Annotated in this window: 9 protein-coding genes; 3 read left to right on the top strand and 6 right to left on the bottom strand. The window is 65.4% G+C overall.

Features of this window, described 5'->3' with window-relative positions:
- Positions 1-76 precede the first annotated feature (76 nt).
- The 3 genes from DM992_RS14705 (at position 77) to DM992_RS14715 (ending at position 4209) form a co-directional block, all read left to right on the top strand.
- A complete protein-coding gene (locus tag DM992_RS14705) occupies positions 77-967 on the top strand; it encodes a LysR family transcriptional regulator (protein WP_111017327.1) in 891 nt (296 codons plus the stop codon).
- 431 nt (positions 968-1398) lie between these two features.
- Entirely contained in the window at positions 1399-2559 is a 1161-nt protein-coding gene (locus DM992_RS14710; protein ID WP_111017328.1) for a porin, read from the top strand.
- A 411-nt stretch (positions 2560-2970) separates the two neighbouring features.
- Positions 2971-4209 carry a transglycosylase SLT domain-containing protein gene (locus DM992_RS14715; RefSeq protein WP_111017329.1) on the top strand — a complete coding sequence of 413 codons (1239 nt, stop codon included), beginning with the start codon at positions 2971-2973 and terminating at the stop codon, positions 4207-4209.
- Between the two features lie 84 nt (positions 4210-4293).
- Here DM992_RS14715 and DM992_RS14720 read toward each other — a convergent pair whose 3' ends face one another.
- The 6 genes from DM992_RS14720 to DM992_RS14745 form a co-directional block, all read right to left on the bottom strand.
- Complete coding sequence (locus DM992_RS14720) at positions 4294-6417, bottom strand: DUF2235 domain-containing protein (RefSeq protein ID WP_111017330.1); 2124 nt, start codon at positions 6415-6417, stop codon at positions 4294-4296.
- A 5-nt stretch (positions 6418-6422) separates the two neighbouring features.
- A complete protein-coding gene (locus tag DM992_RS14725) occupies positions 6423-6902 on the bottom strand; it encodes a DUF3304 domain-containing protein (RefSeq protein ID WP_111017331.1) in 480 nt (159 codons plus the stop codon).
- Positions 6899-7219 (bottom strand): DUF805 domain-containing protein, encoded by a 321-nt coding sequence (locus tag DM992_RS14730; protein WP_239511288.1) that lies wholly within the window; start codon positions 7217-7219, stop codon positions 6899-6901. Before DM992_RS14730 ends, DM992_RS14725 begins: the two co-directional genes overlap by 4 nt.
- Positions 7220-7281: 62 nt before the next feature.
- The gene (locus DM992_RS14735; RefSeq protein ID WP_204356087.1) at positions 7282-8172 is read right to left on the bottom strand and encodes a DUF4123 domain-containing protein; all 891 of its coding nucleotides are present in this window, start codon (positions 8170-8172) and stop codon (positions 7282-7284) included.
- A gap of 5 nt (positions 8173-8177) precedes the next feature.
- Positions 8178-10967, bottom strand: coding sequence for a type VI secretion system tip protein VgrG (gene tssI, locus DM992_RS14740; protein ID WP_111017334.1), 2790 nt, complete (start codon positions 10965-10967; stop codon positions 8178-8180).
- 232 nt (positions 10968-11199) lie between these two features.
- The gene (locus tag DM992_RS14745) at positions 11200-11418 is read right to left on the bottom strand and encodes a hypothetical protein (RefSeq protein WP_162631661.1); all 219 of its coding nucleotides are present in this window, start codon (positions 11416-11418) and stop codon (positions 11200-11202) included.
- Between the last annotated feature and the right edge of the window lie 19 nt (positions 11419-11437).

Below are 11437 nucleotides of genomic sequence, written 5' to 3' on the forward strand. Positions count from 1 at the left end.
ATCGCACCATGGTAGACAACGCGAAGAGAAAATTAAATCAATATATAGTTTTGCGATTCACAAACGGAATTGATCAATGATCCGCGAGCTGAAAACCCTCGTCGCCGTCGCCCGGGAAGGCACGTTCGCGGCCGCGGGCAACCGTATCGGGCTGACGCAGGCAGCCGTCAGCGCGCAGATGCAGCGCCTCGAAGCCGAACTCGGCTTCGCGCTGTTCGACCGGCAAGGCCGCTCGGCCCGTCTCAACGAGATGGGTCATCACGTGCTCGACCAGGCGCAGGCGCTGATCCGCCAGTACGAGAACCTGAGTTCGACCACGCCCGGCTCGCCGGCCGCCGTGCGCGTGACGATCGGTGCGATCGCGTCGGTGCAGAGCGCGCTGCTGCCGGCCGCGCTGGCAGATTTCCATCGCCGGCATCCCGCGTGCCGCACGCGCGTGATACCGGGGCTGTCGATCGAGCTGGTCAACCGCGTCGATGCGGGCGAGATCGACATGGCCGCGATCATCCGGCCGCCGTTTTCGCTGCAGAGCGACCTGCACTGGACGACGCTCGCGCAGGAACCGTTCCGGCTGATCGTGCCGCGCGGCGTGAAGGGCAAGGATTGGGCCGCGCTGCTCGCGAGCGAGCCGTTCGTGCGCTACGACCGCGCGTCGTTCGGCGGCCGCCAGGTCGATCGTTTTCTGCGGAAGATGCACATCGCGGTGCGCGACACCTGCGAACTCGACGAGCTCGACGCGATCGTCAAGCTGGTCGAGAACGGCGTCGGCATCGCGATCGTGCCGCAGACCGCCGTGTATCGCCGCTGGCCGGCCGGCGTGCGCGCGATCGACCTCGGACACCACACGTTTCACCGCGACATCGGGCTCGTGCATCGCGCACGGCGGACGATGTCGGAACCGGCTCAACTGCTGGCGCGGTTGATTGAAGAGGCGTCGCGGCGGCGCCCGCCGCCGCAGGCGGCCTGAGTCGTGCGCCCGCCGACGGCGCGGTCGTTGCGGATCAGCGCCGTACGCATCGGCAATGAAATCGGAATTGAGCAGGAAACCGCGGGGCCGTCGCCGGCGTCGCTGCACTAACACATTCATTCCAGCCCGGCCAATTCAATTCATTAAATAATTAATTGACGGATCAATAACAATATCCCGAGCACTGCAATCCCCCTGAAAATCGCAGCAGATTATTAAAAAAATCCGCACAATGAAATGGCGAAATCTTGAAATTACAAGCAATTGATGCGCGATCTACAACAATTCAAATCCCTCAATAATAAATTCCGGAGGATATATCCGTCTTCCTCAACCAACAAAAGAGAATTTCATTTTTACCGTTTTATTCCTGACCTGTAGTCTCCTGCCATTCCGGATAGCGAACACAAGCCAATGCGCAAGGAGATGAAATGAAACGCACGACCCTCTCGCTGATTTCCGTCGCGTCATTCGCGGCAATGCCCGTCGCGCATGCGCAGTCGAGCGTCACGCTGTATGGCGTGATCGACACGTCGATCACCTACGTGAACCATGCGCAGGGCAAGGACAACGCGTGGATGCTCGGCAACAGCAGCGCGGGCAACCTGGCCGGCAGCCGCTGGGGCGTGAAAGGCACCGAGGATCTCGGCGGCGGGCTGAAGGCGCTGTTCCAGCTCGAGAACGGCTTCGACCCGAGCAACGGCCGGCAGGGCCAGGGCGGCCGCCTGTTCGGCCGCCAGGCGTTCGTCGGCCTGGCGAGCGACCGCTACGGCACGCTCACGTTCGGCCGCCAATACGATCCGCTCGTCGACCTCGTGCAGGGCATCACCGCCGACAACTATCTCGGCAGCGTGTTCGCGACGCCGGGCGACGTCGACAACTACGACAACAGCTTCCGCGTCGACAACGCGGTGAAGTACACGTCGGCCGTCTATTCGGGCCTGCAGTTCGCGGCGATGTACTCGTTCGGCGGCATCGCCGGCAGCACCGGCTCCGCGCAGTCGTATTCGGCCGCCGTGTCGTACAACAACGGGCCGTTCAGCGTCGCGGGCGGCTATTTCCACGCGACCAACAGCCCCGCGTCGAACGGCCCGCGCAGCGGCTGGACCAGCTCGTCGGACGGCACGTTCGACGGCCCGATCAACAACGGTTATGCAAGCGCGCACTCGATCGGCATCGCGCGCATCGCGGGCCAGTACGTCGCCGGCCCGTTCACGTTCGGCCTCGGCTACAGCAACGCGCAGTACCGCCGCGATGCGAGCTCGGTGTTCGGCTCGAACGAGCACTACAACACGGGGCAAGGCTTCGTGAACTACCAGGCGACGAACGCGCTGCTCGTCGGCGTCGGCTACAGCTATACGCGCTCGGGCGGCGACACGTCGGCCACCTATCACCAGGTATCGGCCGGCGCGGACTACAACCTGTCGAAGCGCACCGACGTCTACCTGACCGCCGCCTACCAGCACGCGAGCGGCCAGACCGGCGACGGCAACGGCGGCTCGATGGCCGCGCAGGCATCGATCGGTTCGTACGGCTATGCGGGCACGAGCTCGCAGACGATGGTCAACCTCGGCCTGCGTCACCGCTTCTGATGCGAAGCGGCCGGTTGCGCGCCGCGCGGCCGGCCGGAACCGCATGCACCCGCACGGCGGCTTCGGCCGCCGTTGTCTTTCGGTCGTCTTTTCATCGCCCTTTCCGGCCCGGACACCGATTGCCGGGCGATTTCCATTCCGCTTGATTCAGCGCCGTTTTCCCGGCATGACTGACGCGATGCGTCAGTATTCAGCGCGTCGCCACTGCACCGGCATTCGCCGAAAAGGCGGCCATTTTTACCGATCCGACTTCGTCGCGACCGCTGATCCGACGCGATAAAAAGACGGCACGAGCGCCCGGGCAAATGCAAAGGAAAGTTTGACGCGAGCCATTTGCCTGCTCGCTATGGCAAACTTCGCGTCTCTCGTCATTTCCTTGCATCGGGCGGCCGGATTCCGCCCCATCCTGCCATGCCGTGTCAGACAACCCGTTCGATCAGCCGCGGAACGCTGAAGGTCGCCTCGACGATTGCAATGTCGTGCGCGCTGCACGGCGTCGCGCGCGCCGATTGCCTCGACGACGCGGCCGCGTTCCAGCACGTGAGCGTCGCCCTGATGCGCGGCATCGCGCAGGTCGAATCGGGGATGAATCCGAACGCCGTCAACACCAATACGAACGGCACGGTCGACATCGGCCTGATGCAGATCAACAGCACATGGCTGCCGACGCTCGCGCGCGAAGGCATCACGCGGGAGAGCCTGTTCGATGCATGCACGAACGCGTATGTCGGCGCGTGGATCCTGTCGCAGAACATCCGCCAGCTCGGCCCCAACTGGAACGCGATCGGCGCGTACAACTCCGCGTCGCCCGACAAGCGCCTCGCGTATGCGCGCAAGGTCTATGATGCAATCCGGACCATGCCGGATTCGCCGGATACTCCCATGCCCATCCTTCCACCGTCCTTTACGCCGCCGCAACAGCAACAGGCGTACAACCCGTTCGCGAGCCTGAGCGTGTCCGCCCCGCAGCAGGTCACGCGTCCGCGCACGATATCGTCGGCCCCGCCGCCGCCACCGCAAGGCGGCCCCGCCGGCCCGGCCGGTACGTACAACTTCGGATGGACGGTCACGGGCGCGGACCAGGCGAAGCCGACCCAGGTCTTCGACGACGGTGCGCGGATCTACGTGCAGTTCAGCGACATGAAGCACGTGCCGGCGATCTTCACCGAAACGTCGTCGGGCCGCGTGCTGATGTCGTGGGAGCTGCAGTTTCCGTATGCCGTTTTGACGCGCCCTGCGCAAACGTTGATCTTCCAGCTCGGGCCGTTCGAGGCGCGCGCGCAGCGTGGCGCGGCCGGGGGCGCGGGCATGACCGCGCAGACGGGTACGACGGCGCAGCGGCCCGGTGCGGCGACGGCTGCCGATTCGCATTCGAAGAAGTCCGCCGATGCGGCAGCGACTACAGCGGCCAATTCGGCGGCAAAGCGCACGGCATCGACCGATGCGCTCTGGTATCTGAACACGCCGTCGACGTCGGGATCGTCATCGACCGCGACCGTGGCGAATACCTCGACCACCTCGAACACGGCCGCCACCTGGCCCACCGCCGTGACTTCGGCCACACCGCCCGCCCCGACGCCGCAGGCGCCGGCCGCGACGCCACCGGCTCCGCGCGTCAGCACCGACGCGCTCTGGTATATCTCGAAATAACGCACGGGCCGGTCGCAGCCGCCCTCGTCGCGGAAACGACGCCGGTCGCTCGGCGGCAACCGGCGTGCTTCCGCCAGCTGCCGCCTATCGGGCGACCGTCGTACCTGACGGCGTCGATACAGATGACACCAGCGAGTGGTAGACGTCAGCAACCCGGTCCAGGAATGTCTTGTCGGGAGCGGTCGCGATTTTCTGCATCGCCCGGGTATTCATGTAGTTCTTGATCGAGACGAGATGGCTCCACGCCGCCTCGATGTCGCTCTCGGCCATGCTGTCGTGCACGTGCTTCACGAACAGCGGATACATCGCCTCGACCTGCGGCAGGCGCGAGCCCGGATTGTTCCAGAGCCAAAACAGCGCCTGCGCCTGCGGGTCGGTGTTGAACATCGACGCCGGCAACTCGCCGTCGATCTGCTTCATCGCCTGCTTCTGATCGAAGCCGGACATCGGGCGCGTACCATGCTGCTTCTGGTAGTCGATTTCGCGCACCAGCTTCTCGTAACGCCCATACGCCAGCGGGTTGGCCGCGCCCCCCAACCAGCCCGGCTTGCGCTGTTCCGCGGCCGCGCGGTTTTCCGCGCGGTCGTACCACATGCGCAACCACTGGATATACACGACCATGTGGCCCTTGAGCTCGCCCTGGATGTCCTTCGGCAGGTCGGTCACGACGACCGGGCGCGGCGGCGTCGTATCGGGCACGCGGCAACCGTCCGTCATGTCGGGCACCGGCTTGGGATTGAGGAAATCGAGCGGCCCGGTCGACGGCTTGAGCGCCGCCGACCGATAGCCGATGCCCGCGCCCAGCGGCGACAGCGGCGGAATTTCGCGCGTCGTCGACACGAGCTTCTTGACGGCCATCCGGTAGTCGAGCTGGAAGCCCTGGACCTCCTGCGGCGCGACGATCTGCTGATACAGCGCACCGTCCTCGTTCGCCAGCGCGGTCAGGCTCGGCATCGGGATACCGGCACCGTATGCGCGGTGGTACATCATCTCGAGCGGCAGGCGCGCCAGCTTGTCTGAAATGCCGTCCTCGCCTTCGATCGCACCGCCGCCGACATCCACCTGCGCGCCCGGAAACAGCCGCTCCTGCCGACGGCCGCGCATGTCTGCCGGATCGACGCCGAGCATCGTCAGCGGCTTGTACACGCGCAGTTCATGCGCAGCCGCGTAGTGCACGCATTTCTCGATGTCCGGCGACAGGATCAGATCCGACGACACCGCATTGCTCAACGGAATGTAGCCTGTCAGCAGGTTGTCGTCGAAGCGGTTCGTCACGCAGTCGAACAGCCCCATGAACTTGATCTTGACCGCCACGCCGTCGTACTTGCCGCCCTTGCAGGTTTCCTCCAGCAGTTGCTTGGCAAAAGCCAGCGCGAGGCCGCCGCCCATGTCGTAACCGAAGATCGCGACGTGAATCTTGTTCACCGTGCCCGCTTGCTTCGCTCCGGCCACTGCTGCCTTGAAATCCTCGTCCGCCGCCTTCAGGCGCGTATCGACGCCCGTATTGAACAGGGCGGCGCCCAACTTCGTGTCGCGCGTGAGCTGGAACGACTCGGCCAGCGCACCGAGCGTTTCCTTGCCGACCTCCTTCAGGACGGTCTTCGGAATCCGGTACGGATATTTGACGACATCGCGCCAGAAACCCCTCCATTCGCGCTTCAGGTAACGCAACGCGCGGTTCTTTTCCGAACCCGGCCGCGCGACCGCACGCTCGATCCGCTTCCGCGCGTCGCCCACGCCTTCCTTCGCCTTGTCGAGCACCGTGTCGAACGTGTCGCCAATGCGGCTACTCAACGTAGGATTCCCGGTCCTGCCGCTCTGCTTCCATGCATCCTCGACCGTCTTCATGCCCTTTTCCCTGGCCTTGCCGACGGTCATTTCCTTGAACTTGTCGCCGGCCTTTTCGCCGGCGGTATCGAGCGCCTTGTCCTTCAGCACCTGCCGAAGCACACCGGCTTCGGGGTCGAAGTCGGCGCCGAGGCCCGGATAGTAGAAGCGCCGCATGTTCTTGTTCTTCTTGTCGTACGCGGCGTTGAACAGTTTCAGGATGTTGGTTCGCGGCCCGTCCTTCTCACCGAAACCGAATCCGTCGAAATAGAAGCTGACCCACAGCATGTGCTCGCACGCGGGACACATCTGCTCGGCTTCCGCCTTGACGCGATCCGTCTCCGCGGACGCGGCGTCCTTCTTCAGGTTGATTTCGGCCATGGCGCTCACTTCTCCTGCGTCGGCTTGAGTTCGGGCGCGTTCATGTCGTCGACCCACTGCAGCTCGGCGGTGCCGTTCTTGCGGAAATACACGCGCAGATAGCGCGACGTCGGCGATTCCGGCTGCGGAATCGTCACGTCGATCGTCTTGCGCTCGGGCTGAACGCCGCGCTGAATATCGTCCAGCGGCTGCGCGAACTCCCAGAACAGCTTCACCTTCTGCCCCGGCGTCACCTTGCAGCCGCATGCGAATCCGCCGCCGCCGCCGAATGCCTCGCCGTCTTCCCGCGCCGACGGATTGCCGAAGCATCCCGACTTGTGTTCGTTGTCGAGCCAGAACTCGTGAAGCTTGCGGCCGTATTCGTTGTATCCGGTGACGCACACGTTGTGCGGCTCCGCCGACGCATCGACACCGTGCTTGCTGCATGCCGCGAGCACACCCAGCCCGACCAGCGCCAAAACGTGCATTCCTGCCCTGAATTTCATCGATACCCTCGCAAACTTGCGTCGTTGTTGCTTGCTTCCGGCAATGACGGATCGAACCGGTTACGTGCGTCGTCGCCCCGGACGAACCCGTTCATCGCAATCGCGATGAACGCGCCGACGACGGGGATCGCATGGACAAGCGTCCACCATCCGGACTTGCCGATGTCGTGCCAGCGCCTGACCGATACCGCCACGAGCATCCAGACCATCACGATCGCGAATGTCCAACCGACGACATCGATAAATGTTGCCATGCGCTGCGCGAACGGCAGATCGGCGAGTGCATCGATCAAGGAACCGGCGATCAGCAGCGGCACGGTCACGCTCCACCATTGCATGCGTCCGGCGCGGCCGCTGAACGAGAACAGTGCAGGCATGCTCATCGTTGCACCTCCGGTTCCGTCGCTGCGCCGGCAGCATCGTCCTGTTCGATCAGACGGTCGAGCAACGCGTCGCACAACGCATCGTGATCGGTCCGGTGCGCCGCGATGCACGCCGCGACGATCGCATCGTCGAGCCGCACATGGCGGTACATCGCCAGCGTCGCACCGATCCGGTAAGCCAGCCGATCGTCCTGCAGCCCCTGTGCATCCAGCACGCCGAACAAGTTTCGCATGCTCGCATGCGTTTCGAACGGATCTGCATCGACGGGGATCCGGCCGTTGCGCCGCAATTCGGCGATCACGGCGTCCGGCCTGCTGTCGTGGCGCAACGCGTCGAGTTCGCGTGCGTCCACGCGGGCGTAGAAGATCCGTTCGTGCCGGCGCGGATGCCGTACCGTGCCGACAGTTCCATCGCGGCGCACCCAGGTCCACGACACGCACGGCGACAGCAGCGCCTGATAGCGCGACGCCGACAGCGCGCCCGACAGCGTCTGAAACACCGCCGCGTCGTAGAACCGCAGCAGGCCGTCGCGATCGTCGGGTAGCGTCACGCGCGTCCTGACGCCGAGTTTCGCCGCGAGTTCGTCGATCGGATAGACGCTGACCAGCGACAGAAACGCAAACGGCCGTCGCGCGAGTTGCCGTTCGAGCAGCGCCGAAACGTGAGGCGCCCGATAGTCGCACAACAGCGCGCAGACTTCCGGGTGGCTCGCCTCGGGCTGGCCGGCCAGCACGTTGTGAACCTGCCCTTGCGCGATCAGTTCGCGCCAGGGCGCCGCATTGATCGGCAGTTGCGATGCGTCGGTCAACAGATAGCGATGCGCATCCGGCGCTGCGGCGTGCTCGTCGGCGCCCGCCCTTTCCCAGGTCTGAACCAGTGGAGTCATCGCCGTCACCCGCGCGTGGCGATCGCTTCGTGGCGATGCGCGAGATCCCGCATGCATTCGACGCAAGCAGGTTTGTTTACCGACGGCAACTGCACGTTCGCGGAACGCGGACCGGTCAGCGTGTGCTGGGCGGCATGAAACGTCGCCTTGCCCGGCGCGCCGATCACGATGTCGTTGCCTTCCATCTTCAGGAACGCGTTGGCGGCCGTCAGCAGCAGCCGCTTCGGCGCTTGCAGCGCCACGCTCGCCTGCGCGCTCGACACCGTCACCGCGCGTTGCGCATTGGCGTCGAGCGTCCCGGCGTTCTGCGCCTGCACGGTGACAGCGCCCGTCGCCGCATGCAGCGAGATGCCGACGGCCGACACCGGGCGACTGCCGCCCGGCGTGCCGTGTGTGTACAACGCGATACCCTCCTTCGCGACGATGCTCGACTTGCCCTGGACCGTGACCTGCACGTCCCGTCCGGCGCTCAGCACGGTTTCCGTGCCTGACGTCCAGACGTGGCTTTTCGCCGTCAGCGCGGCGACGCCGGCCGCACCATGCGCGACGAGATGCGGATGCTTCCATGCGACCGCGCCGCCGCCTCCGGCACCGGCCGTGCCGTTACCTTCGCGCGTTGCGCCGATCGATGCCTGACTCCGCTGCAAACCATCGATTGCGGCGAGCGGCGCCGTCCCGCTGCCGGGCGCCGCCGCGCCGGCGCCCGGCTCCGCGCCCTGCTTGCGCGCGAAGTCCGCGAGCCCTTGCAGCATCTCGCGTTGCTGCGCGAGCACCTGGCTCGCGGCGCTCGCGTCCATCTGGTTCACACCGGGCGCCGTGCTGATCAGCAAGCCGGCGCCGGCCCGCAACGCGCCGGCCGCCTGGGTCGACAGTTCGGCGCCGTAACCACGATCGGCCAGGCGCCGGTTGTCCTGCACCTGCTTGATGTGCCCGAGCGACAGGCCGCTACCGTGATCGGTCGTGTAAAGGCGCGCACTCGACTGGCCTGCGGTGTCGTCGAGCATGAATTGCCGCGAGCCGCCCGCACCGGTTTGGCTTGCGCTCATGTCCTGCGTCTTGAACCCGGTCAGCACGGCCGCATGATCGTTGCCGGCAAACCAGGCCGCCGCATTGGCCGTGCTGCTGCTCGGACCGCCCGCCAGCTTGTTGTGCTGCGCATCCGCGTTGCCCTGCCCGTTATAAAGCGCCGCGACCGCGACCGGCCGGTCCGGCTGGCCTTCAAGCCACTCGGTCCAGACTTCCTGCCCGACGCGCGGCACGCTCACGCCGCCCCAGTTGTCGCCGCCCACGGGCGTCACCATGCGCGTCCAGGTGCCGGCGCCATGATCGGCCGGCGCATTCGCGGTACGCGGATGGTCCTCGCGACTCGCGGAATTCTGCCCACGCTGCGCGTGATGCTGGATTCGGATCCGATGATCGCGTTCGGTGTGGACAGGGTCGCCCGCGCCGACCACGATGGTCGTCTGCGCACCCGGCATCACCGCGACCGGGTGCACGCGCGCACCATGTCCGTTCGGCGCCAGCGGTCGATAAGACTGGTCGAACGGCAGTGCGGCGAAGCGGTTCCGATACACCTCGTCGCCGTCCACGAGCGTCCCGCCGTCGTGCGTCGCGGAATCGAATGCGGCATGCAGCGCCTGCGCGGCACCGTGTGCGCCGGGCACCGCATCGAACATCGTCGGAATGCTGCCCAGCCGTTGGGCGATCGCGCCATGCACGTCGGCCCCTACGTTGGCACGCGCGTCGTGCTCGACGTGCAGGCACACGAACGCGCTCGACGTGCTGAACGACGGATGCTGCGACATGGCGAACCGCAGCCCCGGCCGCAGATCACGACGCGTGCCGCTGCCTTCAGCCTGCAGCGCCGCCACGCGCTGCGCGTCGAGTTGCTGCTGTGCGCGCTGGTCGCCGATCGCGGCAGTCTGGAATGCGTACGGGCCGGCGATATCGCGATCCTCGCCCGGCACGACCGCGCCAGTCGCGCGCACGCCGGCGGGACGTGTCGACAGGCTCCGATGATCCCAGCTTGCGCGCGCGACGCGGCCGATGCCCCAGCGGCGCGCATTCAGGAACTGCCGGATGCCGCCACGCGGATCGCCGTCGCTCGTCTGATGGAATCCGACGACTTCGGGCTGATCGGGCGCAAAGCGCTCGTTCGTGTCGGCGAGGACGAGCGTGTGCTTGCCGAGGCTCGCCGACTGCGCGTCGCCTTCGTGTTCGAACCAGTAGAAGATGCCTTCTTCCGCCCACAGTCGTTCGAGAAATGCGAAGTCCGATTCGCCCGCCTGGGCGGTCAGGCTGCGTTTCGCATATTTCGCCGTATCGGCGAGCGCCCAGCGCCACGCCGGCACGATCGCACCATACGCGTAGTGCGCGAAGACCTGCTCGCTGATCTCGACGACGCTCGCGTTCACGAAGTTGTAGCTGTCGACGCGCTGGTGCAGCAGCGCCAGCCACGGTTCGACGACGAGCCTCACGCGCGCGAGCCCGCCGTTGTAGCCGACAAGCTCCGCGGCGATCACGTGGCCGTGGAACGGACGACGCGCGTCCTGCCCGTCCGCAGCCTGCCATTCGACGAGGATCGGCGCGCCGATCAACTTGTCGAGCGGAACGTCGGGACGCTCGGTCAGCGCGGTGACCTGGAACCGGAAGCCGCCGCGATCGAGCGACTCCCATCCGTGCAGGCTCTCGGCGACGAGTTTGTCCGCGCCGAGCGGCGTGGTCAGCCATAGAAACCGGTCGTGCTGGGACCAGCCGCCGAAGAATGCCTGGATGAGATCAGATTGGGTCGACATGATGGGTTCGTTCGGAGTTCGCGGGGAGCAGTGCTTTCAGTTCCTGGAGTCGAAGCATCGGTACATGCATTACCGTTCGGTCAATTCGACGGCGGGTAGTGCGTCCATCCGTGTAAATGCGTTGCCTTTCATTTCTGTGGGCGTCTGGATGTATTCCGGCCCGGGACCGAAGCGATTTCGTGATTGGCCAGAATCCGCTTGACCTGCTCGATCTCCGGCCGGTAGCGATAATTCAGTTCTCCCGTATATTTTCCAATGCCCAGATAGCGCCCTGCGAACCGTGATCAAGGTCTCTTCCGCGCGAATAGCAGGAAAGTGTCTTGTCGTCATCCGTGATAACCATGGCCGGCGCGGGATTGGTCTGCCCGGACCCGCTGCGGATCTCGAAATGGCCGCGCTCGTGTTGCGCAGCCGCCATGCCCGTCATGCCAAGCATCAATGTCATCACCATCAGGACCCCTGTAAAGCGC

Origin of the sequence: Burkholderia sp. JP2-270, assembly GCF_003233675.1 — a bacterium.
Lineage (GTDB): Bacteria > Pseudomonadota > Gammaproteobacteria > Burkholderiales > Burkholderiaceae > Burkholderia > Burkholderia pyrrocinia_C.

Bases quoted from the DNA above. Each gene is read 5' to 3' on its own strand.
- DM992_RS14705 (WP_111017327.1), top strand. From the start codon at position 77: ATGATCCGCGAGCTGAAAACCCTCGTCGCCGTCGCCCGGGAAGGCACG.
- DM992_RS14710 (WP_111017328.1), top strand. From the start codon at position 1,399: ATGAAACGCACGACCCTCTCGCTGATTTCCGTCGCGTCATTCGCGGCA.
- DM992_RS14715 (WP_111017329.1), top strand. From the start codon at position 2,971: ATGCCGTGTCAGACAACCCGTTCGATCAGCCGCGGAACGCTGAAGGTC.
- DM992_RS14720 (WP_111017330.1), bottom strand. From the start codon at position 6,417: ATGGCCGAAATCAACCTGAAGAAGGACGCCGCGTCCGCGGAGACGGAT.
- DM992_RS14725 (WP_111017331.1), bottom strand. From the start codon at position 6,902: ATGAAATTCAGGGCAGGAATGCACGTTTTGGCGCTGGTCGGGCTGGGT.
- DM992_RS14735 (WP_204356087.1), bottom strand. From the start codon at position 8,172: ATGACTCCACTGGTTCAGACCTGGGAAAGGGCGGGCGCCGACGAGCAC.
- tssI (WP_111017334.1), bottom strand. From the start codon at position 10,967: ATGTCGACCCAATCTGATCTCATCCAGGCATTCTTCGGCGGCTGGTCC.
- DM992_RS14745 (WP_162631661.1), bottom strand. From the start codon at position 11,418: ATGGTGATGACATTGATGCTTGGCATGACGGGCATGGCGGCTGCGCAA.